We start from the raw sequence: 24,172 nt of genomic DNA, 5'->3' as shown, positions 1-24,172 counted from the left end.
CAAGAGGCCGAAAGGGGGGATCGAGCCGCGCCATGACCGCGACCGCTTCGCACAGCACCACCGTTGCCCGGCCGCGCCTCATGGCGGCCATCGTGGCGGTGGCCTTCTTCATGCAGGCGCTGGACGGCACGATCATCGCGACCTCGCTGCCCGCCATGGCGGCCGACTTCCGCACCGACGTGGTCAGCCTCAACGTCGGCTTCACGGCCTATCTTCTCGCCATGGCGGTCTGCATCCCGCCGGCGGGCTGGCTGGCCGACCGTTGGGGCGCGCGCAACGTCTTTCTCGGCGCGATCGTGCTCTTCACCCTATCCTCGCTCGCCTGCGCCATGGCGGAGGGGCTGTGGACGTTCGCCGCCGCGCGCATCGCGCAAGGGATCGGCGGCGCCTTGATGACGCCGGTCGGGCGCCAGATCGTCCTGCGCAACACGCCGAAATCCGAACTCGTCGACGCCATCGCGCTGATCACGTGGCCCGCCCTCATCGCGCCCGTGATCGGGCCGGTGCTCGGCGGCTGGATCACGACCCACGCGGGCTGGCGCTGGAACTTCCTTCTCAACCTGCCGATCGGCGCGGTCGGCGTCGCGCTCACGCTCCTGTTTCTGCAGGGCGGCGACCGCGAGCCCGCGCGCCCCTTCGACCGCCTCGGCTTCCTTTGGACCTCGGCCGCGCTCGCGCTGATCCTCGTCGGGCTGGAGTTCCTGTCGCAGGATGCCGGCATCCCGGCCGCCCTCCTGACCCTTCTCGGCCTCGCCCTCGGCGGGCTGGCCGTGCGGCACCTTCGCCGCGCGCCCCATCCGCTCGTGGACCTGCGCGTCCTTGCGACGCAGACCTTCGCCATGTCCTCGCTCGTGACGGGAACCGTGGCGCGCATGGTGATCAACGCCACGCCCTTCCTCCTGCCGCTCCTGTTCCAGGTCGGCATGGGGCTCAGCGCGGTGGAGACCGGTTCGCTGATGCTGGTCTACTTCCTCGGCAACCTCGCCATGAAGGTCGCGACCACCCGCACGCTGCGGCGCTTCGGCTTCCGCACGCTTCTCGTCGCCAACGGCATCCTCGCCTCCGGCGCGGTCGCGGCCTTCGCCCTCGTCGACGGGCAGACGCCGCGCCTTCTCCTGCTGGCGCTCCTGTTCGTGGCCGGCCTCACGCGGTCGATGCAGTTCACCGCGCTCAACACCATCACCTTCGCCGACGTCGAGCCGCGCGAGCGCGGGGCTGCGACAACCTTCTCGTCCATGACGCAGCAGCTCTCGGTGCTCTTGGCGGTGGCCGGCGCGGCGCTCCTGATCCGCCTCAGCGTCCTTACCGGCGCCGGCACCATGGAGGCCGAGGCGACGCTGCCCGACTTCCAGGCCGCCCTCGGCGTCATGGGCGTGGTCGGCATCCTGACCTCGCTGCGCTTCCTTGTCCTGCCGCACGATGCCGGAGCCGAGGTGTCGGGCACCCTCCTGAAAGCGCCCCGCGCCGGGCAGCGCAAGTAGCGGGCGCCGGCGGCGTGAACCGTTCCGCCACCGGGGCGTTGGCCGTCCCACGGGGCGGCAATGGAGCTGCCGAAGGCGAAGGGTAGCTCGATGACGACAGGCAGCGCGGCAGGGTCCGGCACGGCGCGCGGAGGTGCTTCGGGCGAGCTTCCCCGGATCGTCTGCCACATGGTGACCTCGATCGATGGACGCCTGCATCCCAGCCGCTTCACCGCGAGCCCGGACGGGGTCGTGAAGGACTGGAGCCGGCTCACCGAGGGCCTGCACGACAGCTATGGCGGCGAGGGCTGGATCGTCGGGCGCGCCACGATGCAGGAGATGGCGAAGGGCGAGCCGCATCCGCCCGCCGCCTTCGAGCCGCCGCCGCGCCCCCATCACATCGCGAGGCGCGACGCCAAGGCCATCGCCGTCACCTTCGACCGGGGCGGGCGCGTTCATTATCGCGCCGGCGAGATCGGCGGCGACCACGCGGTCGCGGTTCTGGGCAGCGGCGTCGCGGACGCGCATCTGGCCGAACTCGTGGCCGACGGCGTGTCCTACATCGTCTCGCAAACGCCGGACATCGACCTGCGCGCCGCGCTTGCGGTCCTCAAGCGCGAGTTCGGCGTGTCGCAGCTGCTTCTGGAAGGCGGCGCCGAGATCAACGGCGCGTTTCTCGCCGCCGGCCTCGTGGAGGAGCTCAGCGTGGTCGTCGCCCCGGCGCTCGACGCCGACCTCGACGTCCAGGGCATCGTCGCCTTTCCGGGCGGTTTGAAGGGTCGCGTGCAGCTTCGGCTGATCGGCTGCGACCGGCTCGACCACGGCGCGGTTCACCTGCGTTACGAAGTCCTGCCGGGCTGACGAAGAGATCGGCACCGGCCGGGCGACGGGCGCCCGGCCGGTGCCGGCGGATCTAGCGCAGGAAGGCCAGAAGGTCGTCGTTCAGGCGCTCGGGCGCGGTGGCGAAGAGGCCGTGCGGCTCGCCCTCGTACTCGATCAGCTTGCTGTTCGGGATCGCCTTGGCGGCGGCGCGTCCGGTGGGGTCGATCGGCACCGTCTTGTCGCCCGTTCCGTGGATCACCAGGGTCGGAATCGTGAAGGCCTTGAAGTCGGGCCGGAAGTCCGTCTTGCCGAAGGCGTCCACGCAGTCGACGGTGGCCTTCGGGCTCGCCATGACGGCGAGGATGAAGCTCCAGTCGAGAATGCCCTGGCTGACCGGGCTCGAGATCAGGCCGACGCCGTAGAAGGTCTTGGCGAAGCTCTGGAGGAAGGCGAAGCGGTCCTTGCGGATCTGCAGCTTCATGTCCTCGAAGACGCTGGCGTCGACGCCGTCCGGGTTGGTGTCGTCCTTCAGGAGGTAGCCCGCGACCGAGGCGACCAGAACCGCCTTCGAAACGCGCGAGGCGCCGTGGCGGCCGAGGTAGCGGGCGATCTCGCCGCCGCCCATCGAGAAGCCGACGAGCGACACGTCGTTGAGGTTCAGCCCTTCCAGGACCGAGGCGAGGTCGTCGGCGAACGTGTCGTAGTCGTAGCCTGTGGCCGGATGGCCCGACTGGCCGAAGCCGCGACGGTCGTAGGTGATGACGCGGAAGCCCGCCTCCAGCAGCGCCAGCGTCTGGTACTCGAACATGTCGCCGGTCAGCGGCCAGCCGTGGATCAGCACGACCGGACGGCCCTGCCCCATGTCCTTGACGTGCAGCTGCGTGCCGTCCTTCGCCTCGATATATGCCATGCGGAAAACTCCGGTTTTGGTGGTCGCGCGACCAACCACCGAACCGGGTCGTGGTTCCAACAGCGGGCCTTGCGGCCGGCGGTCCGCGCCTACGGGCGGCGCGCGGCCGCGATCGCGTCGGCGTAGATGTCGAGGACGCGCTCGACACTCGCCAGAAGGAGCGCGTGGGCGCGCGGCTCGGCCGCTCCCCGCTCCACCATCGCGTAGAGCTGGCCGAGATGCTGGCTGACGAGCGGGCGCGGGATCTCGGCATCGCCCAAACGCGCCATCAGCCTGTCCACCGCCGCCTGCGCGTCCGGCTCCGGCCAGTAGTAGCGGATGCGGTCGCTGAACGAGTAGTGCCGCTGGATGCGCTGCTCGGCTTGCGAGCCGGGATAATACTTCCGCCAGTTGTCGGGCGAGGCGAGCATGACGCGCTCCATCGTCTCGGGCAGCGTCTCGGCTCCCGGCTCGGGCGCGAGGATCTCGGCCACCGCCGCAAGGCCGTAGAGCGCCTCGCGCAGCGCGAAGGTGAGCCAGGGGCCGACCTTGAGGATCACGAAGCCGTCGCGCACCAGCGCAGCCAGCGCCTCGACCGGCTGGTAGTCGGTCGAATGGGCCTCGAACACGAAACCCGGCAGATCGCCGAGCACCGCCGAGAGCGCCTCGGCCTGTTCGGGCTCGAACACAACGACCTCGCTGTTGCCGAACTCGACGCCCGGCTGCACCACGGCCGCGACCGCGCGCCCGAAGGCGCTGGAAAGGCCGGCCCTGGCGAAAGCCTCGCGGTGGACCTCGATCGTGCGGCGCGCGGCGTCCGGCGTCGTGACCGCGAGATGGTCCAGCGCCTCGAACGCGCCGCCCGGCACCGGAACCTCGGTGCCGACCACATAGACCGGCCGGCTGCCACCGCGCCCGTCCACGGCCCGCTCGGCGCGCGACGCCAGGCGCGCCGCGCGCTCCGCCACCACCTCGTCGGCGAGCGCGGCCGGCTCGCCCGCGCAGCCCATCGAGGTGTCGAGGTGCAGCTTCGTGAAGCCGGCCTCCGCAAAGGCCGCGATCATCACCTCGGCCCGGCCCATCGCCTCTTCGGGTTCGAGCGCCTTCCAGGGATTGGGTCCGAGATGGTCGCCGCCCAGAACCAGCCGGTCGAGCGGGAAGCCGACCTTGGCCGCGATGCGCTCGACGAAGCGGCGAAAGTCGGCCGGCGTCATGCCGGTATAGCCGCCGTCCTGGTTGACCTGGTTGCAGGTCGCCTCGATCAGGACGTCCGTGCCGCGCCGCAGGCCGTGGCGCAGCGTGGCCTCGATCACGACCGGGTGGGCCGAGCAGACGGAGCAGATGCCGGCATCCTCGCCCGCGCGGAAGCGCTGGGCGATGCGGGCGAAACGGTCGGTCGCGGTGGTCACGGGCGGACCTCCTTCTGAGAAGCGATCAGGGCGTGGACGTCTCGGGCGGTTCCGGTTCCCGCCATGGGCCCCTTGGCGCCGACCGCGAGCGCGCCGCAGGCGTTGGCCTGCGTCAGGGCCTCGCGCGGCGAGGCGCCCCGCAGCCAGGCGCAGACGAAGCCCGCGCCGAAGCAGTCGCCGGCACCGGTCGGGTCGACCTCGCGGACGGGAAAGGCCGGGACCTCCACCTGTCCCGAGTGGTCATGATAGCTCGCGCCCTCCGCGCCGCGCTTGACGACGACGGCGCGGATGCCGCCCCGCAGGAGCTCGGCCACCGCCCCCGCCTCGTCCCGCGCCTGCGTGAACAGGAAGAGCTCAGGGCCGCTCGGCAAGAAGAGGTCGCAGGCCGACAGGATCTCGCGCAGCGCCTCGCGCATGCCGGGCCGCTCCAGCATCTCGTGCCGGATGTTGGGATCGAAGGACACGGTACCGCCGCGTGCCTTCACCTGCCCGATCGCCTCGCGCACGACCGCGACGACGGCAGGCGAGAACAGGGAGGAGCCCATGACGTGGACATGGTCGGCGCGTTCCAGGAGCGCCCGTCCGCCGTCCGTGATGCGAATGTGGCCGGAGGCGCTGAGCGGGATGTTAAAGACGAAGGCACGGCTGCCGTCGCTGGCATAGCGCACGAAGGCGGTGCCGGTCGGCACGCCCGGAATGCGCTCGATGGCCGAGATGTCGACGCCGCTGGCTTGGAGCCGTTCGATGTTGAGCGTGCCGAAGTCGTCGTCGCCCACCGCCGCGATCATGCCGCAGGGCTGGCCGAGCCGGGCCGCCTGATCGATGAAGATGGCCGGCGCACCGGACGGAAAGGGGCCGACCAGCGGGCCCGGCTCCAGGAAGCTCTGCCCGACCTCGGTCGCCATGATCTCGACCACGATCTCGCCCGCGGTCACGAGCGTCTTGGGTCTTGTGGGCTCCATCGCGATCCATCCATCCGCCGGGGCGAGCCCTCCCATGCCACGACGCCCATCGGCCGCCTAGGGCCGATGGCCTTCACCACGGCGTCGAACCGCTCCTATTCCACGAAGACGCGCGTCGTCGCGGCCGCGCCCGCCGCGTCCACCACAGAGATCGTGACGAAGCCCGGCTCGTCGGGCCGCCAGTTGGCCTCCCGGGCGTAGAGGCCGCTGAACGCCGGGCGTCCGTCGACATACCAGGTGAAGGGCGGTCGCCCGCTGCGCAGCTTCAGCGCCAGCCCGGCCCCGCCGCCCGCCAGCTCCATATGCGCGCCGCGCGGCGGAAACACGATCTCCGGCCCATCGGGCGCCCCGGCCGCCGGGCCGCCCGGCTCGATGCGCCGCATGGCGGGCGGCAGCCGGCGCGCGTCCGTCAGGATGCCGGGCGGCGGGTTTGGCAGCGGCACGGGCGGGCCGATGCGCGCGAAGACGTCGCGCATCACGGGGACGGCGGCCTCCTGCCCGATCAGCCCCGGCACCGGCGCGCCGTCCGGGCGCCCGAGCCAGACGCCCACCACGTGCCGCCCGTCGAAGGCGAGCGTCCAGGCGTCGCGATAGCCGAAGGAGGTGCCGGTCTTGAAGGCGATCGTGCCGGGCGAGCTCTTCACGGTCGTCTGCGCGCCGGACAGGATCGAGGCGAGATACCAGCTCGCCTGCGCGGAGAGGATACGAGCGCCCACCGCCCCTCGCCCGTTCGGCTCGGCGACGATGTGCAGCGGCTCGGCGACGCCGCCATTGGCGATGCCGCCGTAGATGCGCACGAGATCCGCGAGCGAAAGCCCGAGGCCGCCGAGGCCGATGGCGAGCCCCGGCAGCGTGCGGCTGCCGAGTTCGGGCGCGGCGCCCGCGCGGCGCATCCGGTCGACGAGCCGCGAAGGGCCGACCGCCGACAGGAGCTCCACGGCCGGCAGGTTGCGCGACAGCTGGAGCGCGCGGCGGGCGGTCAGCGTCCCCTCGAACAGGTGGTCGAAATTGTCCGGCGTGTAGCCGGCGAACGAGCGCGGCCTGTCGTCCATCAGGGATTCGGGATGAGCGACGCCGCGCTCGAAGGCGATGCCGTAGATCAGGGGTTTCAGCGTCGAACCCGGCGAGCGGGGCGCGAGCGTCAGGTCGACATGTCCGTCGCGCGCGGCATCCAGAAGGTCGGGCGAGCCGACGCTCGCCAGGATCTCGCCGGTGCGGTGGTCGCTGACGAGAAGGGCGAGGCTCTCGGGCGCGGGCAGGCTCGCGGCCTTCTCGCGCGCATAGGCTTCGAGGCGCGCCTGCAGCGCGGCGTCGATCGTCAGGCGCGACGGCCGGGTGTCGTGCGCCGCCAGCGCCCGGTCGTGCGCGGCCTGCGCGGCGTGCGCGGCGAGCATCGGCATCTCGCGCCGGCGCGCGGGAACCGCCTCGCGGCGGCCAGCGTCCGCTTCTTCCGGCGACAGGACGCCGATCTCAGCCATGCGGGCGAGCACGCGGTCGCGCGCGGCCCGGGCCCGGTCGGCGTGAAGGTCGGGGCGCAGCCGCTCGGGGCTCTGCGGCAGGGCGACCAGAAGCGCCGCCTCGCCGGCCGTCAGCCGGCGCGGCTCGTGGCCGAACCAGACGAGGCTCGCCGCGCGCACGCCCTCGATGTTGCCGCCATAGGGCGCAAGGCGCAGGTAGAGATCGATTATCCCGTCCTTGCCGAGCGCGCGCTCCAGCGCGAGGGCGCCCAGGAACTGGTCGCCCTTCGCCCGCCAGCTGCCGGTCGGCAGGCGATCGAGGAGCCGCGCGGTCTGCATGGTGAGCGTCGAGCCGCCCGACACGAGCCGCCCCTGCCGGAGGGAACTCCAGGCCGAGCGGGCAAGCGCCACCGGATCGATGCCGGAGTGGGAGCGGAAGCGCTTGTCCTCCCAACCCTCCAGCATGCGCAGGAAGCGCGGATCGACGTCGCGCTCGGTGGCGGGCAGGCGCCAGCGCCCGTCCGAGGCGGCGAAGGCACGCAGCATCGCGCCGTCGCGCGCCTCCACCACCATGCCGGTCTCGGGCTCGCGGATGCGCCCGGCCCGGTGCGCGACCTCGCGGTCGAGCGTCCAGAGGCCGGCGCCCAGCGCCAGCGCGAGCGTCGCGCCCGCCAGCGCGAGCCCCTGCCAGCGACGCATCGCGCCGCCCTAGCGCACCGGCCCGACGACCGACACGCGCCCCTCGTCGGTGCGCCCGCGCCGCTCGGGCCGGTACATGTCCTCGACGACGGCCGCCGGATGGACGAACTCGCCCGGCGAGAGCGCGCGTACGACATAGGCGAAGCGGAAGGCGCCGGTCTCTCCTTCCGTCTTGTCGACCGCCGCGAGAAAGCGGTCGGAGCGGAACTCGGTATGGGCCGCATCCTCGCTGAGGTCGAGGAAGTCGAGCGCGGCGAGGTCGCCGCCCTTGAGGATGGCCGGGTTGTCGATCGAGAAGCCCGCCGGCAGCGGATCGTCGATCATCAGCCTTGCGGCCGCGCGATCCACGGGCAGCACCTCGACCACGGCCACGAGCCGATCGCCTTGCGCGATCGCGCTCGGGTCGGCCTCCTCGCCCTCCATCGTGTAGTATTGCCGCGTGATCTCGTAGCCCGAGGCCTCGGCCGGCGGCGCGAGCCGCGGCACGCCGGACACGGTGACGGACGCCGAGACGGGCTCGGCTCCGCGGTTCTCGATGCGCGGCGCGCCCGTCGCCAGCGCCGCCGGATCGAGCGAGGCGCTCCAATCTCCGCTGCGCTCCACGCCGTCGATCGCAAGGCTCGGGGGCCTGCGCTCCAGGGCGGCATGGGCGGCGAGCAGCGACCAGACGTCCTCCTGCGTCGAGGTATGGCGGCGCGCGGCGCGCTCCTCGCCGACGCGGCGCACGAGGGCGCGAAGGTCCACGCCCTCCTGCCCCGTCTCCAGGGCCAGGGTCAGGACGCCCGCCCCGTCGCGCAAGGGGCTTCCGTAGTCGGAGCGCGAGGGCGCATCGGACGCGCCCCGCCCGGCGGCCTCGGCGGCCTGGCGCATCAGCGCCTCGGCGCGTAGCCGGTCGCCATAGAAGCCGAGGGCTGCGGCGAGCTGGGCCTGCGCGAGGGGCGAACGGAAGCGGGCGGCCTCGTTGTCGGCGGTGTAGCGCAGGTCGCCGATCGCGGCACGGCCGTTTCGCGCGAGCACGTAGTAGGCATAGGAGGCCCGGTCCCAATCCGGCGTGTCGCCGAGATAGGCGACCTGATTGGCGAGGTTGTCGAGCGCGAGCGTCAGCCCCTCCGCCGGCACGTCGTAGCCCCGCTCCCTGGCGCGCGACAGGAAGTCGGTGACATAGGCGTCGAGCCACAGGTCGCCGCCGCCCGGCGCCCAGAGGCCGAAGGCGCCCGACGAATCCTGGTTGGCGAGAACGGCCCCGATCGCCCCCGTCACACGCGCCCGAAGGTCCTCGGCGCCCGCGCCTGGCAGGCCGGCGGCGAGCACCGTCTCGTCGAGGTAGAGGAGCGGCAGGGCTCTACTCGTCAGCTGCTCGGTGCAGCCATAGGGATAGCGGTCGAGGCTCGCGACGACGCCCGCCACGTCGAAGCCGCCGAGGCTCGTCACCGAGAGCGTCAGTCGTCCGGTGCCGGGCTGGAAGTCGGCGAGAAGCGCGGGATCGAGCGCGAGCTGTCCGCCCCCGCCCGCGATCTCGAACCGGCTCTTGCGCAGGTCGCGCGGCTGGATCGAGCGCACCGGGAGGGCGAAGCGCTTCACCAGCTGCTCGCCGCCCGGCGTCGTCATCGCCAGCTCAAGCTCGCCCGCCCCGGCCGAGACGGCCTCGACCGGAACGCTGAGGCGCGCATGGCCGTGGTCGGCGAGATCCAGCGTCGCGGACGCCCCTTCGCCGAGGCGCAGCGATCCGTCCGTGCCGGCCAGCGTCAGCGCGATCTCGCCGGCGGGTCCGTCCACGTGGTCGAGGTCGACCGCGATGCGCGAGCGGTCGCCGGGGCTGAGGAAGGACGGGCGGCTGACCTGCGCGACCACCGGATCGCGCACCACGACGTCGCGGCTCGCCTCGCCGACGCCTCCCTCGCTCCAGCCGATCGCCATCAGGCGCAGAGTGCCGTTGAAGTCGGGCACGTCGAAGCGCACGCGCGCCACGCCGTCCGCATCCACCGCCACGATGCCCGAGAAGAGCGCGACGAGCTGGTCCATGGGCGGCGGACGCTCGCCGAAGGCGCCGGCATCGCCGCCCGAGCGCACCGCGCCCGGCGCCCCCTGCATGCGGTCGATGAGGCGCGAGTAGAGATCGCGGATCTCGACGCCGAGCCGCCGCTGGCCGAACAGGAACTCGGACGGCGCGGGCGGCTGGAAGTCGGTCACGTTGAGGATGCCGACATCGACCGCCGCCAGCGTGACGAAGGCGGGCACGCCGGGCCGCGCGTTGGCAAGCCGCACCGCGACCTCCAGCGGCTCGCGCGGGCGCGCCTGTTCCGGCGTGTCCACGCTCAGCGCGAGCTTCGCATCGCCCGGATCGCCGGCCGCATGGGCGAGGCCGATGGCCCGGCTCGGCATCTGCCGCGCCTCGATATCCATCGGCCGGTAGACCACGGCGGTGACATAGGCGCTCGGCCCCCAGTCGGCCGTGACGGGAAGCTCGACATCCGTGCCGCCGAGCGCCACCGGAACCTCCTGGACCGACACGAGGCGGTCCGACAGGACGAGCACCTGCGCGCGGCCGGCAAAGCGCGGCTCGACATGGACGCGCGCCGTCTCTCCGACGCCGTAGCGCGGCTTGTCGAGGGTCAGCGCGAGCACGTCGGGCGTTTCGGCGGTGCGCGGCGCGGTGCTCCAGCCGGCCTCGAAGGCGAGGCTTGCGGGAAGCGCCGCACCCGCCGGATCGGTGAGCGTCAGCTCGTAGCTGCCCCAGCGCACGGGGCGCGAAACGCGGCCGGGCTCGCCGGCCGCGATGTCCACACGCCCGTCGGCGACGCGCTCGCGACGCTGCACCGCCTCATAGTTCCAGCGCCCGTTCGCGGAATACCACTGGTAGTCGGTCTGGATGCGGTCGAGCACCCAGCGAGCGCCGGCAAGGGCCGTGCGCTCGCCCGCGGCATCGAGCGCGACGAGGTCGAACCCGGCCTCGGCGTTCTCACCGAGCGTCCCCTCGAAACCCGGGCGGATGCCGAGCCGGCCCGACGTCGCCCGCAGGGGCCGCGCGGCGATCTCCTCCACCGGGCGGCCGCCCACGTCGGCGACGCGCAGCTGGATGCTGGCGACGAGCGGCTTGGTGGTACCCGGCAGGTCGAAGGGCGCAAGCCGCACCGTACCCCGGCCCTCCTCGTCGGTTGGCTCGCCCTCAAAGGGCAGGCGCGTCGCGGTCGGCTGGTCCGAGGCGAGGCCGAAGCGCACGCCGGGGTAGCGCTCGATGCGGTCGGTCGCGGAGAGGATCGTCTCGCCGGAAACGGCGAGCCCCGCGCCGGCCGAGCCGAACAGCGTACGCACCTCGACCCCCAGCGCCGGGGGCGATGCCGGATCGATCGCGCCCTCGGGCACGCTCAGCGACACGCGGATGCGCTCGGGCTCGAAGTCCTCGACGCGGAAGGTCGCCGAGCCGATCGCCGGCTGTTTCGGGTCGAGAAGGAGCTGCGCGGTCCAGATGCCGCGCATCGCGCTGCCGCTCAGGCCCACGTCCCAGACGAGACCGCCCGCCTCGCGCGCCTGGAGCACGGTGCGGCGGTCCTCGACGCCGTCCGGGCGCTTGAGGATCGCGGTCACGGGACCGACGCCAAGGGCCGCGCGCCCGCCCGCCTCGCGCAGGAGCGCGGTGAGATGGACCGTGTCCCCGGCGCGGTAGATGCCGCGCTCGGGCGTCAGGAAGACGTCGAGCGCGCCGGGCGCCGCCCGCCCGCCGACGCCCCGGTCGGCGAGGTCGAAGGGCGCGCCGGTCATGTCGAGGAAGGCGAAGTCGCCCCCGTCTCCGCTCGTCGCCGTCACGAGCGCGGGGCGCTGGCCGCCGGTGCCGCGCAGGAGGCCGGGCGCGAGGCGCGCGTGGCCGGTCGCGTCGGTCTCAACGCTTCCAAGGATCTCGTTGTTGGCCGCCACCAGCTGAAGCCGGACGCCCCCAAGCGGCTCGGCCGTGCCGAGCGAGCGGGCGAAGACGTGGAAGCCGTCCGCGCCCGAGAAGCTCGCGAGCCCGATGTCGGTGAGGACGAACCATTGCGTGGCGGGCGTCGTGTCCTCGGCGCGCGCGTTCTTCGCCCTCGCCGACAGGATATAGACGCCAGCCTTCTGTTCCTTGAGGATCGCGGCCACGGGAATTGCGGTCACGACCTCCTCGTTGGCCTCGCGGGATACGTCCACCGCGCCCTTCCAGACCTCCTCGCCGTCGTTGGCGACGATCTGGTCGACGTCGTAGCTTTCGAGCTGCTGGAGGAAGCGGCTGCCGCCGACCGCACCGGCTAGAGCGCGGTCGCCGATGCGAAGCAGGCGCGCCTCGACCGTATCGGTGTTGACGGTTGTGACCGGAATCGTCGCCTCGCCGCCGGCCGGAAGCACGTAGGCATTGCCCGACAGGCGGACCGAGGGGTCGCGGTCGCGCACGTAGATCGAGCTCTCGGCGGACTTCGCCAGCGTCTCGCCGCTCGCCGCCGGAATGCCGCGCCGGGCCACGATCCGGTAGCGCTGGCCGTGGCGCACGCCGTCGACGCAGATCTGCGAGCCGCTGGCCGAAACCGGCAGCGTGTCGCCGCCCTCGACCTGAAGGTAGTCGCCCGCCGCCTCACCGGCCGTCACGCCGGGCGCCAGCGGCTCCGAGAAGTTCAGGCAGATGCGGGGCGAGCTGGCATTGTTGTCGACCGAGTTGCCGAGAATGCGGAACCCGTGCTCGGCCACCGCCGCGTCGAGCCGCCCCTGCGTCTCGGGTCGCGCCAGCGTCGCGACCGACAGGCGATAGGCGCGGATCGCCTCGCGCCAGCTGTCCTGTGCGGCCAGGCTGCGGCCGAGGAAGTCCAGCGCGGCGGACCGCTCGCGCTCGTCCGCGCCGGCGATAAAGGCGTTGATGGCGGCCGGGAGGCGCGTCTCGGTGGAGGCCGAGACCGTCGCCGAATCGGCGTCTTCGAGGCTTGCCAGCGCGAGCCCGAGCCAGGCGCGGCCGGACGAGGGATCGCGCCGCAACGCCTCGCGATAGAGCCGGGCGGCGCCCGCATAATCGCGCGCGGCGAGCGCCGCGTCGGCCGCCGGCCAGAGCGCCTCGCCGCGCGGCGCGGCGGCGTCGGCTTCCTCTTCGGCGAGTCCGAGGCGCAGGCTGCGCGCGGCCTCCAGCGTCTCGCGGTCGAGGAAGGAGAGTGCGCTCTCGCGCTCGCGCAGGGTCGCCTCGTCGGCGGCGGGCGCGGCCCCTTCCGCGATGCGACCGGACACCGTGCCGGCCGCCGCGCGCAGCTCGCCCGCCTCGCTTTTGAGGAAGCACCAGCCCTTGGCCGTGTTGAAGGTGAAGGCGCGGCACTGGTTGTCGGACAGGCAGGCCGTCTCGCAGAGATCCTGCGTGGCATCCTTCAGGATGTCGTAGTCGTGTCCGTAATAGTCGCTGCCGGGCGCGGGCACGATGCGCCGCTCGGCCCCTTGCGCGAACGCCGCGCCGGCCACGCAGACCGCTATCAGCCAGCCCGCCAGGAGCCCCGTTCCAAGCCGAACCATGCGCCCTCCCCGGCTCCGTCCGCAACCTCGAATGGAAGGCCGCAGATTAAGCATCCGTTCGCCGGGCGGGCAAGCGGGCGGCGCTTCAGCCGGCGTCCCCGAGCGTCACCCAGCGCCGCTCCCGGTGGGACCGCGCCATGGCATGGACGACCTCCTCGATCGCGAAGCCGGTCTCGAAATCGACGAGGCGCGCCGTCCCGCCATCGATCGCCGCAAGAATCTCATTCGCCTCGATCACCTTCAGGTCGTTGAAGCCGAGCGAGTGGCCGGGCGCGGGCACGAAGCGGCCGTAGGGCTCGTGCGCGGGGCCCACGAGCACGGTGCGGAAGCCCGCCAGGCGCCCGTCGCCCTCGCGCGTGGCGATCTGGAACTCGTTCATCCGTTCCTGGTCGAAGACGATCGTGCCGCGCGAGCCGAAGACCTGGACTGCGATCCGGCCCTTGCGCCCCCAGGCGGCACGATTGACGCTGAGCGTGCCCGACACGCCCCCGGACAGGCGCAGCAGCGCCGAGGCGATCTCGTGCGTCTCGACCGCCCGGCCCCCGCGGCTCTCATAGGGCCTGGACTGGTCGGCGATCACCTCCTCCACCGGACCCGCCAGGCGCCACAGCAGCGACAAGGGATGGACCGCGAAGTCGTCGAGCGCGCCGTAGCCCGAGGCCGCGCCGTTCTTGAAGGCGAAGGGCGCGTCCTCGTCGGCCATGAAATCCTCGTCCATCTCGAGGCGCACGTGGTTCACCCGGCCGATCGTCCCCTCGCCGATGGCGCGCTCCATCTCGCGGATCGCGGGGTTCTGGATGTAGTTGTAGCCGAGCGCCGCGACGCGGCCCGAACCCTTGGCCGCCTCCAGCATGGCACGGGCGTCCTCGCGCGAGGTCGCCATCGGCTTCTCGCACCAGACGTGCTTGCCGGCCGCAAGGGCGGCGAGCGCCATCTCGGCGTGGAACGGGTTGGGAGCGGTGATCGAGACGACATCGACCTCCGGGTCGCCCACAACGTCCCGCCAGTCGCCGGTCGAGCGCAGGAAGCCGAACTCGTCGGCCCTCTGGCGAGCAAGTGTCGCATCCACCTCGGCCAGATGAACGAGGCGCGGCCGCATCATCGTCCCGAACGTCGGCCCGACGGCGTTCCAGGCGAGCGCATGGCACTTGCCCATGAAACCCGTGCCGATCAGCCCGACACCCAGCACCCGCCCGTCCGCCATCCCGCCCTCCTCCCAGCACAACCAGAGAGGAATATCCCGCCCGTTTCCGCAAGGGATGGATTTCGCGTTCCAGCGGGATAGTCGATAACAGGGCGGCGTCGCGTCCTCGATGCGCCGCGCACGCACAAGGAATCGACCCCCCCGATGCCCATGGCCGAGGACCTCGCCCCGATCGAGCCGCCCACGAGCTTCGCGGAATTGCGCGACCGGCTGGCCAGCGGCTCGGTGCGCCTGCCCAAGCGCCTGAAGCAGGTCGCGACCTTCGCCCTCGCCCAGCCCGACGAGATCGCCCTCGGCACGGTCGCCAAGATCGCCGAGGATGCGGGCGTGCAGCCGTCCGCCCTCGTGCGATTCGGACAGGCGCTCGGCTTCTCGGGTTTCACCGATCTCCAGGCCGTGTTCCGCGAGCGCCTGCGCAACCAGGTCTCGAACTACGACGAGCGCATGCTCTCGCTGCGCGCCAAGGCCGAGGGCGCCTCCAAGTCCGCCGCCTTCCTGGACGGGCTGTGCGAGAGCGCCACGCGCTCCATCACCGCGTTGCACGAGCGCATCGACATCGAGGCCGTGGAGGAGGCGACACGCCTTCTGGCCGGCGCCGAAACGGTCTATCTCGTCGCCCAGCGCCGCTCCTTTCCCGTCACGTCCTATCTCAGCTACGCCCTCGGCAAGCTCGCCATCAAGAACGTCCTGGTCGGCTCGCCCATGGGCACCGACCCCGAGACGCTATCCTTCGCCACCGCGCGCGACGCCGCGCTCGCCATCTCCTTCACCCCCTACGCTTCGGCGACGGTCGACCATGCGCGCCTGCTGGCGGGCGTCGGCGTGCCGCTCGTCGTCATCACCGACAGTCCCTTCAGCCCGCTCACCTCGGCCGCCCGCCTCTGGTTCGAGGTCGTGGAGGCCGACTTCCAGGGCTTCCGCTCGCTGTCCGCCAGCCTGGCGCTCGCCATGACGCTGGCGCTCGGGATCGCGGACCTCAGGCGCGACGCGTCCGGCGGCTAGCGGGTTCCGGCCTACTGCCCGGTCGCGGTGAGCAGGGAGCCGCCGAGGCTGCGGCCGGTATCGCGGACCTGCTCGCCGAGCCGCTCGCGCGCGACCGGGTCCACCACGGCGACCGGCAGGGTCAGCGTCGCCCCGACCGCCGAGCCGACCCCTTGCGCCGTGCCGATCGCGGTCGCGCCGATGGTCTCGGCAAGGCTGAGGCGCGAGTCCGACACCCGGTCGCCCGCGATCAGGCGCCGCCCAATCGCCTGCACCACGGCCTGGCTCTCGGCGAACTTCGTGTGGTTGAGGCTGTCGCCCGCGCGGATGTCGGAGAGGTCCACCACCGTGATGCCGCGCCGCTCGAACTCGGCCTCCACCTCGGGCCGCGTCAGGTCCACCGCGCCGAGCCGCTGGACGCCGCCCGACAGACGGCGCGAGACGAGAAGCGCGCGGTCGTCCTGCGAGGTGAAGATGGTGATGCGGTCCTCGGCGGGACCGATCTCGTTGAGCTGCTCGCGAAACACGTCGATGTCGAGATCGGGGGCGGCGAGCACCACGTTGCGCAGCTTCCCGGGCAGGTCGCCGTTGCGGATCGCATATTGGCGCAGCGCCTCCATGGCGAGCCAGCTTCCCATGGAATGGGCCATCAGCGTGACCTCGCCGACGTCCGGGTCCTCGGCGGCCTGCCGGATCACCGCTTCCAGCGCGTCGCGCGAGTAGTTGGCGCTCTCCTTGTCGTAGAGGTAGCCGAAGATCGACCCCTGCGAGGGCCAGGTGAAGAGAATGGGCGCGGCGTCGACGCCCGTGTCGTGGCTGATCTGCGCAAAGCGGAACACCGCCTCCTCGTAGGTCGAGTTGAAGCCGTGGACGAAGATCAGGACCCGACGGCGCGGGCCGGAGACCCGGTCGTACCAGGCCCGCGCGCCCGCCTCGTCGAGCGGGGCGACCCTGAGGGCGACGAACTCGCGCGAGGGATCGCCTGGGTTGCGTCTGGGGTAGATCACGGCACCGGGCTTGCGCACGCCGTCCGGCGGGATCGAGACGAGGATGTTCTCGATCGAGAGTCCGGGGCCGCGCTCACCCGCGAACACCACGCCGGGAACGCCGGAGGGCGCGCGCGTCGTCGCCACCAGCATGTCGACGAGATGCGCGCCCGGCACCGTTCCCGACACCGGCATCAGCGTCGCATAGGGACGCGAGGTGCAGCCGGCGAGCGCGACGAGAAGGGCGACCAGGAACGGAAGCGTCTTCGTCATCGGCGGCAGGGTCCCCTTGTCGCCCGCAGCGGCCCGTTCAGGTCCCGTTCGCGAGCGCTCTGTCGTCGAGCGGCGTAACGCAAAGACCAGGAATCGTCCAACAAGGACGCTCGTTCAGCCGAGCACGAGCACGGCGCGAAAGTCGTTGACGTTGGTGAGCGTCGGGCCGGTGACGACGAGGTCGCCGAGCCGCCGGAACAGCGTGTAGCTGTCGTGGCCGGCGAGGAAGGCGGCGGGATCGAGGCCCGCCAGTCGGGCGCGGGCCAGCGTGTCCGGGCCGATCAGGGCCCCGGCCGCGTCCTCGGTCCCGTCGATGCCGTCCGTGTCGGCCGAGATCGCGCTGATGCCGGACTCGCCGCCGAGCGCCAGGGCGAGCGAGAGAAGGAACTCGGTGTTGCGCCCGCCCCGGCCGGGCTCGGCCGCGCCGATCGTCACCGTCGTCTCGCCGCCCGACAGGAGAACGGCCGGCGGGGCCGCCGGCTGCGCATGCCGGCGCACCGAGCGCGCCATGCCGGCGAAGAGGACACCGGCTTCCCGCGCCTCGCCCTCCAGCGCGTCGCCGAGGAGCACCGGCGTGACGCCATGGCGACGGGCAGCCTCGGCCGCCGCCTCCAGCGCCATCTGCGGCGTCGCGATCATGCGGATGTCGGAGCAGAACGGTGCGCGGGGCGGCGGCGTGCGCGTCAGGAGCCGGCGCGCCGCCTCGGGCAGCGCCGGGCCGAGCCGGCCCGCGAGGTGCGAAAGGTCGGCCCCGGCGTCCGGGTCGAAGACGGTCGGTCCCGAGGCGATGGCGCGCGGATCGTCGCCCGGCACGTCGGAGATCACGAGCGTCACGACGCGCGCGGGGTGCGCGGCCTCGGCGAGGCGCCCGCCCTTGATACCGGACAGGCGACGGCGGACCTGGTTCATCTCGTTGATGCCGAGGCCGGACGCGAGGAGAAGGCGGTTCACGGCCCGCTTGTCGTCCAGCGTCAGCCCCTCGGCGGGCAGCGCCATGAGCGACGAGCCCCCGCCCGAGATCAGCGCGAGCACGAGGTCGTCCGGCCCAAGCCCCGCGACGGCCGCCATGATGCGGCGCGCGGCGCGCTCGCTCGCCTCGTCCGGCACGGGATGGGCGGCTTCCAGCACCTCGATGCGGCGCGTCGGTGCGCCGTGGCCATAGCGCGTGACGACCACGCCGGACAGGTCGACGTCGGGCCAAGCCTCCTCGACGGCCCGCGCCATGACGGCCGCGGACTTGCCCGCGCCCACCACGACGCAGCGCCCGCGCGGACGCTCCAGCAGGGCGGGCGCCAGGACGCGCATCGGATCGGCGCTGGCGACCGCCGCCGCAAAGAGTTCTTCCAGAAGCCGCCGCCCGCGCGCATCGTCACGGGGGATCGCCTCTGGCGGTGCGGGACGGGCGGAACCCTCTGCTGATGACATCGATCGAACGTCCTCGACGGCTGCGCGGCTCGGGGCGAGCCCCGGAAATCCGGGATGGTGGAGCACCCCGAAGCTTGCCGGCATGTTGCGCGGCATGCGCCTGAGGTAAAGCCCGGCCTCCCGCAGAGGCGCTCCTCGACCGACCGAGGACGTCACCCGTTATGGAATGAAAATTTCATTCACTTCCGAAATGCAACGAAGCCTTGCATCCTCATCCGAAGCTGATATCCGTTGCTCCCGACGCCCCCGAAGGCTTCGGAGGACGGCCGCAGGCCGGCCCCGAATCGCCGCTCGCGGGACCTGCCGGATGCGCTTGAAGCGGGCCGACGGCCGAGGGAGGAAGCCGATGTCACCCACCCCGATCTCAGCGCGCCGCCGACCGGCGGTCATGAAGGGCGAGCGCCCTTCCGCCCGCTCCGCCTTGCCGCGATGACGAGCCGTCCCGGTCCGAACCGCCAGGCCATGACCCAGCCGTTCCAACTCGCCGCCTGCGCGGAGATGCTGTTTCGCGAGCTTCCCGTCGCGGAGCGCGTCGCGCATTTGATCGAGCGCGGCTTCCTGGTCGAGATCTGGGACTGGCGAAAGCATGACATCAAGGCGCTCGCGGCGTCGGGCGCGCGCTTCTCGTCGATGACCGGCTACGTCAGCGGAACGCTCGCGGACGACGCCGGGGCGGACGAGCTGCTGCGCACCGCCCGGCAGTCCATCCCGGTGGCGAAGGAGATCGGCTGCCCGCGCCTCAACCTTCACGGCACGGGTCTCGACGACAAGGGGCTGCCCGTCGTCGCGTCCTCGGGCGCGACGCCCGCCATGTGGCTGAAGGCGGTGGACACCCTGCGCCGCATCGCCGACCTCGGCGAGGAGCAGGGTGTCACCTTCGTTCTCGAAAACCTCAACGAGGCCGTGGACCACCCGGGCGTGCCGTTTGCCCGGGCGGCCGATACGATCGCGCTGGTTGAGGCCGTGAACCGCCCGTCGCTGCGCCTCAATCTCGACCTCTACCATGCGCAGATCGGCGAGGGTCACCTCGTCGAACTCTGCGGACGCGCCCTGCCGCTGATCGGCGAGATCCAGGTCGCCGACGTGCCCGGGCGCCACGAGCCGGGCACCGGCGAGATCCATTATCCCGCGATCGCCCGCGCGCTCCATGCCATGGGATACCGCGGCGTCGTCGGGCTGGAAGCCTGGCCGGAAAGCGACTCGGAGCTGGCGCTCCGGCGCTTCCGCGACGCCTTCACCCTTTCCCACTGATCTTCGAGGATCGCATCACATGCTCAACGTCGCGCTTCTGGGTGCGGGCCGCATCGGCCAGGTCCATGCCCGCTCCATCGCCGCCGACAAGAACTCGCGGCTCGTCGCCGTCGCCGACATGGTGGCGGACGCGGCGACGTCGCTGGCCGAGCGGACCGGCGCGAAGGCCATGACCATCGACGAGATCCTGGCCGCCCCCTCGATCGACGCCGTTCTGATCGCGACCTCGACCGACACTCATTCCGACCTGATCGAGCGCGCGAGCCGGGCCGGCAAGGCGGTCCTTTGCGAGAAGCCCGTCGACCTGTCGCTGGAGCGGGCGCTCGCCTGCCAGAAGGCGGTCGGCGGCGACAGCGTGATGATCGGCTTCAACCGCCGCTTCGACCCGAACTTCGCGGCCCTCAAGGCCGCCTTCGATGCCGGCGAGATCGGGCGCGCCGAGCTTCTGTCGATCACCTCCTTCGACCCGGCCCCGCCGCCGGTCTCCTACGTCAAGGTCTCGGGCGGCCTGTTCCGTGACATGATGATCCACGACTTCGACATGGCCTGCTGGCTCATGGGCGGCGCGCCGGAGAAGGTGACCGCGGTCGGCTCATCGCTCGTCGATCCCGCGATCGGCGAGGCGGGCGACGTCGACACGGCGGCCGTCACCCTGACCTGGGCCGACGGGCGCATCGCCGTGATCAAGAACTCGCGCCGCGCCGGCTACGGCTACGACCAGCGCGTCGAGCTCCTCGGCTCGGAAGGGCTGCTCTCGGCGCGCAACGTCCTCGAAAACACGGTCGAGAAGATCACCGCCGACGGCGCCTCCTCGGCCAAGCCCGTCTACTTCTTCCTGGAGCGCTACATGCGCGCCTACGAGACCGAGTGGACCGCGTTCGTCCATGCGGTGGCGAACAAGTCCGCCTTCCCCGTCACCTTGCGCGACGGCGTCGCCGCGCTCGCCTGCGCCGAGGCCGCGACCCGCTCGGCCAAGAGCGGCGAGACCGTCGCCGTCACCCCCGACATGCTCGGCGCCTGACGAGATCCCGAGCGGCGCACCGAGCGCCGCCCGCCTTCCCCATCGCTTCAGCCCCTCCGGAGAAGAGTGCCATGGCTCCGACGCTCGACGTCATCACGATCGGCCGCTCCTCGGTCGATCTCTACGGCGCGCAGGTCGGCGGGCGGCTGGAGGACATGGGCTCCTTCCGCAAGTATATCGGCGGCAGCCCCACCAACATCGCCTGCGGGGCGGCGCGGCTCGGCCTCAAGAGCGCCGTCATCACCAAGGTCGGCGACGAGCACATGGGTCGTTTCATCCGCGAGCAGCTCGTGCGCGAGGGCGTCGACGTGCGCGGCGTCAAGACCGATCCCGACCGCCTCACCGCGCTCGTCATCCTCGGCATCCGCGACGAGGACTCCTTTCCCTTGATCTTCTACCGCGAGAACTGCGCGGACATGGGCCTGGCCGAGGACGACATCGACGAGGCGTTCGTGGCGGACGCGCGAGCCCTCGTCGTCACCGGAACGCATCTGTCGAACCCCCGAACCGAGGCCGCCGTCATGAAGGCGCTGAGCCTTGCCAAGGCGCACGGGCTTCGCACCGCGCTCGACATCGACTACCGGCCCAATCTCTGGGGCGTGGCGGGCCACGGCGAGGGCGAGAGCCGCTTCGTGGAGAGCGCGAAGGTCACCGAGAAGCTCCAGTCGACCCTGCACCTCTTCGATCTCATCGTCGGAACGGAGGAGGAGTTCCACATCGCGGGCGGCTCGACCGACACGCTGGAGGCGCTGCGCGCCGTGCGGAAGGTCTCCGGCGCCGCTCTCGTCTGCAAGCGCGGCGCCAAGGGCGCGGTCGCGATCGAGGGTGAGATTCCGGCCAGCCTCGACGACGCGCAGTCCGGTCCCGGTTTTCCGATCGAGGTGTTCAACGTTCTGGGCGCCGGCGACGGCTTCTTCGCCGGCCTCCTCAAGGGCTGGCTCGGCGACGAGACGTGGCCGAAGGCCCTCGAATACGCCAACGCCTGCGGCGCCTTCGCCGTCTCGCGCCACGGCTGCACGCCCGCCTACCCCAGCCTCACTGAACTCGACTTCTTCCTGAAGCGCGGGGTCAAGCGGGCGGACCTTCGCAACGACGCCGAGTTGGAGCAGATCCACTGGTCGACCAACCGCCATGGCGACTGGCGGACGATGCGCGTCTTCGCCTTCGACCACCGCATGCAGCTGGAGGCGATGGAGGGCTACACGCCGGCCAAGGGCGGCGCCTTCAAGGAGCTGTGCCTTCAGGCCGCGCTGCGTGTGCAGGGCGGCCAACCCGGCTACGGCATCCTCTGCGACAACCGCATCGGTCGGAAGGCGCTGCATGCGGCCTCCGGTACCGGGCTTTGGATCGGCCGCCCGGCCGAGTGGCCGGGATCGCGCCCCCTGACGCTCGAGCCCGAACTCGGCCCCGACTGCGGCGGGCTGGAGGAATGGGCGCGCGAGAACGTCGTGAAGGTTCTCTGCTTCTGCCATCCCGACGACCCGGCCGAGATGCGCGAGGCCCAGGAGGCGACGGTGAAGCGCCTGTTCGAGGCGTCGAGGCGCAACGGGCTCGAATTCCTGCTCGAGATCATCCCCTCGAAGGTCGGGCCGGTGAACGAGCGGACCAGCGGACAATTGATCCGGCGCTGGTACGAGATCGGCGTCTTCCCGGACTGGTGGAAGCTGGAGCCCCTGAAGACGGCCGCCGCCTGGACCGACGCGATCGCGGCGATCGAGGACAACGACCGGCACACGCGCGGCATCGTGGTTCTCGGCCTCGACGCGCCGGAGGAAGAGCTGGCCGCCTCTTTCCGCGTCGCGGCGGGCTTCGCGCTCGTGCGGGGCTTTGCGGTCGGACGCACGATCTTCGGGGACGTCGCGCGAAGCTGGATGACGGGCGAGACGGCCGACGACACCGCGATCGAAGAGATGTCGCGTCGCTTCGCCCGGCTGTGCAAGGTATGGGACGAGGCGCGCGCGAGCGCTGCGGGAGGCACACGATGACGACGATCCGCCTGACGGCCGCGCAGGCCACCGTGCGTTGGCTCTCGGTCCAGATGACGGCGGAGGGCGAGCGCTTCATCGAGGGCGTGTGGGCGATCTTCGGCCACGGCAACGTCGCCGGGCTCGGCGAGGCGCTGGAGGGCATCGGCGACGCGCTGCCCACCTGGCGGGGCCAGAACGAGCAGACCATGGCGCACACCGCCATCGCCTACGCCAAGGCGAGGAAGCGCCGCCGCGCGATGGCGGTCACCTCGTCGATCGGCCCCGGCGCCACCAACATGGTGACGGCCGCGGCGCTCGCGCACGTGAACCGCCTGCCGGTGCTTCTCATCCCCGGCGACGTCTTCGCCAACCGCCGCCCCGACCCGGTCCTGCAGCAGGTCGAGGACTTCGACGACGGCACGGTCTCGGCCAACGACTGCTTCCGGCCGGTATCGCGCTACTTCGACCGCATCGGGCGCGCCGAGCAGCTTCTGACCGCTCTCCCCCGTGCGCTGCGCGTCATGACCGATCCCGCGAACTGCGGCCCGGTCACGCTCGCCTTCTGCCAGGATACGCAGGCCGAAGCCTACGACTGGCCGGAAGCCTTCTTCGAGCCGCGCGTCTGGCACATCCGCCGTCCCGAACCCGACGCGCGGGAGCTGGCCGAGGTGGCCGATCTCGTGCGCGGCGCCGAGCGCCCGGTGATCGTGTGCGGCGGCGGCACGATCTTCAGCGAGGCGGAAGCGGCGCTCGCCGATTTCGCCACGCGCCACGCCATTCCCGTCGTGGAGACGCAGGCTGGCAAGTCCGCCCTGCCCCAGAGCCACCCCATGAACTTCGGCGCGGCCGGCGTCGACGGCTCGGCCGCCGCCAACGCGCTGTGCGAACAAGCGGATCTCGTGATCGGGGTCGGCACGCGCTTCCAGGACTTCACGACCGGCTCCTGGTCGCTGTTCTCGGCGCCCGGCCGCCGTCTCGTTTCGCTGAACGTCCAGCCCTTCGACGCGGCCAAGCACGGCGCCGTGTCGCTGGTGGCCGACGCGCGGGTCGGGCTCGAGAAGCTGTCGCAGGCGCTCGGGGACCACCGCGCGGCCGAGCCCGACGCGGCCTCGCGCACCGATTGGCTGGCCAGGGTCGACCGGCACTGCGCGGCGCCCTCGCCCGAGCGCACCAACCAGCTGCCGACCGACGCGCAGGTGATCGGCGCCGTCCAGCGCGCCTCCACCGAGCGCACCGTCGCGCTCTGCGCCGCCGGCACCATGCCGGGCGCGCTGAAGCTCCTGTGGCAGCCAAGCCAGGGCGGCTACCACATGGAATACGGCTTCTCCTGCATGGGCTACGAGCTGGCCGGGGCGCTTGGCGCCAAGCTTGCCCTCCCCGAGCGCGAGATCGTCTGCTTCGTCGGCGACGGCTCCTACATGATGGCGAACTCGGAGCTCGCCACCGCCGTGATGCGGCGCGTCCCCTTCACGGTGGTTCTCACCGACAACCGGGGCTACGGCTGCATCAACCGCCTGCAGAAGCACACGGGCGGCGCCCCCTTCAACAACCTCTATGTCGACTCGCGCATCGAGGCGCAGCCGGAGATCGACTTCGTCCAGCATGCCGGGTCGATGGGGGCCCATGCCGTGAAGGCCGAGGGCATCGCCGACCTCGAACGCCTGATCGCGGAGGCGCGCGACCGCGACCGTCCCACGGTGATCGTGATCGACACCGATCCGGCGCCCGGCCCCGGCGAGGCGGGCGGCGGCCACTGGTGGGACGTCGCCGTGCCCGAAGTCGGGCGCACCCCGACGATCGAGGCGGCCCGCGAGGGCTACCTCCAGAGCCTGTCGCGCCAGAACCTCGTCAACTGACCTCTTCC

General features: G+C 72.0%; 15 protein-coding genes. 7 read left to right on the top strand and 8 right to left on the bottom strand.

Translation table 11 applies throughout. From position 1 onward, the window contains the following. Window positions 1-32: 32 nt before the first annotated feature. A complete protein-coding gene (locus AUL35_RS03105) occupies window positions 33-1,481 on the top strand; it encodes an MFS transporter (RefSeq protein ID WP_062011897.1) in 1,449 nt (482 codons plus the stop codon). 90 nt (window positions 1,482-1,571) lie between these two features. After that, window positions 1,572-2,321, top strand: a complete 750-nt coding sequence (locus tag AUL35_RS03100) for a dihydrofolate reductase family protein (protein WP_062011895.1) — start codon at window positions 1,572-1,574, stop codon at window positions 2,319-2,321. Between the two features lie 52 nt (window positions 2,322-2,373). Here the strand turns inward: AUL35_RS03100 and AUL35_RS03095 are convergent, their stop codons facing one another. The 6 genes from AUL35_RS03095 to AUL35_RS03070 all read right to left on the bottom strand — a co-directional run bounded on the left by AUL35_RS03095 (window position 2,374) and on the right by AUL35_RS03070 (window position 14,404). Then, window positions 2,374-3,192, bottom strand: a complete 819-nt coding sequence (locus tag AUL35_RS03095) for an alpha/beta fold hydrolase (protein WP_062011893.1) — start codon at window positions 3,190-3,192, stop codon at window positions 2,374-2,376. A gap of 89 nt (window positions 3,193-3,281) precedes the next feature. Next, the gene (locus tag AUL35_RS03090) at window positions 3,282-4,580 is read right to left on the bottom strand and encodes a D-tagatose-bisphosphate aldolase, class II, non-catalytic subunit (RefSeq protein ID WP_062011891.1); all 1,299 of its coding nucleotides are present in this window, start codon (window positions 4,578-4,580) and stop codon (window positions 3,282-3,284) included. Beyond that, on the bottom strand, window positions 4,577-5,542 hold the full coding sequence (locus AUL35_RS03085; RefSeq protein WP_062011889.1) for a sugar kinase: 966 nt from the start codon (window positions 5,540-5,542) through the stop codon (window positions 4,577-4,579). Before AUL35_RS03085 ends, AUL35_RS03090 begins: the two co-directional genes overlap by 4 nt. 95 nt (window positions 5,543-5,637) lie before the next feature. Beyond that, window positions 5,638-7,698, bottom strand: coding sequence for a penicillin-binding protein 1C (pbpC, locus tag AUL35_RS03080; RefSeq protein WP_062011887.1), 2,061 nt, complete (start codon window positions 7,696-7,698; stop codon window positions 5,638-5,640). A gap of 9 nt (window positions 7,699-7,707) precedes the next feature. Beyond that, window positions 7,708-13,200: an alpha-2-macroglobulin family protein gene (locus AUL35_RS03075; protein WP_062011885.1), complete on the bottom strand. Its 5,493-nt coding sequence runs from the start codon at window positions 13,198-13,200 to the stop codon at window positions 7,708-7,710. A gap of 85 nt (window positions 13,201-13,285) precedes the next feature. Next, window positions 13,286-14,404 carry a Gfo/Idh/MocA family protein gene (locus tag AUL35_RS03070; protein ID WP_062011883.1) on the bottom strand — a complete coding sequence of 373 codons (1,119 nt, stop codon included), beginning with the start codon at window positions 14,402-14,404 and terminating at the stop codon, window positions 13,286-13,288. A 144-nt stretch (window positions 14,405-14,548) separates the two neighbouring features. Here AUL35_RS03070 and AUL35_RS03065 point away from each other — a divergent pair, with 144 nt between their 5' ends. Further along, complete coding sequence (locus AUL35_RS03065) at window positions 14,549-15,406, top strand: MurR/RpiR family transcriptional regulator (protein WP_062011881.1); 858 nt, start codon at window positions 14,549-14,551, stop codon at window positions 15,404-15,406. An 11-nt stretch (window positions 15,407-15,417) separates the two neighbouring features. Here the strand turns inward: AUL35_RS03065 and AUL35_RS03060 are convergent, their stop codons facing one another. Together AUL35_RS03060 and AUL35_RS03055 are read right to left on the bottom strand one after the other, a co-directional pair. Continuing rightward, entirely contained in the window at window positions 15,418-16,644 is a 1,227-nt protein-coding gene (locus AUL35_RS03060; protein WP_062011879.1) for an alpha/beta hydrolase, read from the bottom strand. A gap of 114 nt (window positions 16,645-16,758) precedes the next feature. Beyond that, window positions 16,759-18,069 carry a glycerate kinase gene (locus AUL35_RS03055; RefSeq protein ID WP_062012064.1) on the bottom strand — a complete coding sequence of 437 codons (1,311 nt, stop codon included), beginning with the start codon at window positions 18,067-18,069 and terminating at the stop codon, window positions 16,759-16,761. A 462-nt stretch (window positions 18,070-18,531) separates the two neighbouring features. On the opposite strand from AUL35_RS03055, the gene AUL35_RS03050 reads away from it, so the two are divergent. The 4 genes from AUL35_RS03050 (at window position 18,532) to iolD (ending at window position 24,164) form a co-directional block, all read left to right on the top strand. After that, window positions 18,532-19,320 (top strand): TIM barrel protein, encoded by a 789-nt coding sequence (locus tag AUL35_RS03050; protein WP_062011877.1) that lies wholly within the window; start codon window positions 18,532-18,534, stop codon window positions 19,318-19,320. A gap of 19 nt (window positions 19,321-19,339) precedes the next feature. Then, window positions 19,340-20,341 carry an inositol 2-dehydrogenase gene (iolG, locus tag AUL35_RS03045; protein ID WP_062011875.1) on the top strand — a complete coding sequence of 334 codons (1,002 nt, stop codon included), beginning with the start codon at window positions 19,340-19,342 and terminating at the stop codon, window positions 20,339-20,341. A 71-nt stretch (window positions 20,342-20,412) separates the two neighbouring features. Beyond that, window positions 20,413-22,326, top strand: a complete 1,914-nt coding sequence (iolC, locus tag AUL35_RS03040; protein WP_062011873.1) for a 5-dehydro-2-deoxygluconokinase — start codon at window positions 20,413-20,415, stop codon at window positions 22,324-22,326. Beyond that, window positions 22,323-24,164: a 3D-(3,5/4)-trihydroxycyclohexane-1,2-dione acylhydrolase (decyclizing) gene (gene iolD, locus AUL35_RS03035; RefSeq protein ID WP_062011871.1), complete on the top strand. Its 1,842-nt coding sequence runs from the start codon at window positions 22,323-22,325 to the stop codon at window positions 24,162-24,164. The genes iolC and iolD overlap by 4 nt, the downstream gene beginning before the upstream one ends. Window positions 24,165-24,172 lie beyond the last annotated feature (8 nt).

Origin of the sequence: Aureimonas sp. AU4, assembly GCF_001463765.1 — a bacterium.
Classification (GTDB): Bacteria; Pseudomonadota; Alphaproteobacteria; order Rhizobiales; family Rhizobiaceae; genus Aureimonas.
The sequence above is the reverse complement of the archived record's forward strand: the minus strand, read 5'-3'. Positions and strand labels throughout refer to the sequence as shown.

Bases quoted from the DNA above. Each gene is read 5' to 3' on its own strand.
- AUL35_RS03085 (WP_062011889.1), bottom strand. From the start codon at position 5,542: ATGGAGCCCACAAGACCCAAGACGCTCGTGACCGCGGGCGAGATCGTG.
- AUL35_RS03075 (WP_062011885.1), bottom strand. From the start codon at position 13,200: ATGGTTCGGCTTGGAACGGGGCTCCTGGCGGGCTGGCTGATAGCGGTC.
- pbpC (WP_062011887.1), bottom strand. From the start codon at position 7,698: ATGCGTCGCTGGCAGGGGCTCGCGCTGGCGGGCGCGACGCTCGCGCTG.
- AUL35_RS03050 (WP_062011877.1), top strand. From the start codon at position 18,532: ATGACCCAGCCGTTCCAACTCGCCGCCTGCGCGGAGATGCTGTTTCGC.
- iolG (WP_062011875.1), top strand. From the start codon at position 19,340: ATGCTCAACGTCGCGCTTCTGGGTGCGGGCCGCATCGGCCAGGTCCAT.
- iolD (WP_062011871.1), top strand. From the start codon at position 22,323: ATGACGACGATCCGCCTGACGGCCGCGCAGGCCACCGTGCGTTGGCTC.
- iolC (WP_062011873.1), top strand. From the start codon at position 20,413: ATGGCTCCGACGCTCGACGTCATCACGATCGGCCGCTCCTCGGTCGAT.
- AUL35_RS03065 (WP_062011881.1), top strand. From the start codon at position 14,549: ATGCCCATGGCCGAGGACCTCGCCCCGATCGAGCCGCCCACGAGCTTC.
- AUL35_RS03055 (WP_062012064.1), bottom strand. From the start codon at position 18,069: ATGTCATCAGCAGAGGGTTCCGCCCGTCCCGCACCGCCAGAGGCGATC.
- AUL35_RS03105 (WP_062011897.1), top strand. From the start codon at position 33: ATGACCGCGACCGCTTCGCACAGCACCACCGTTGCCCGGCCGCGCCTC.
- AUL35_RS03060 (WP_062011879.1), bottom strand. From the start codon at position 16,644: ATGACGAAGACGCTTCCGTTCCTGGTCGCCCTTCTCGTCGCGCTCGCC.
- AUL35_RS03095 (WP_062011893.1), bottom strand. From the start codon at position 3,192: ATGGCATATATCGAGGCGAAGGACGGCACGCAGCTGCACGTCAAGGAC.
- AUL35_RS03070 (WP_062011883.1), bottom strand. From the start codon at position 14,404: ATGGCGGACGGGCGGGTGCTGGGTGTCGGGCTGATCGGCACGGGTTTC.
- AUL35_RS03100 (WP_062011895.1), top strand. From the start codon at position 1,572: ATGACGACAGGCAGCGCGGCAGGGTCCGGCACGGCGCGCGGAGGTGCT.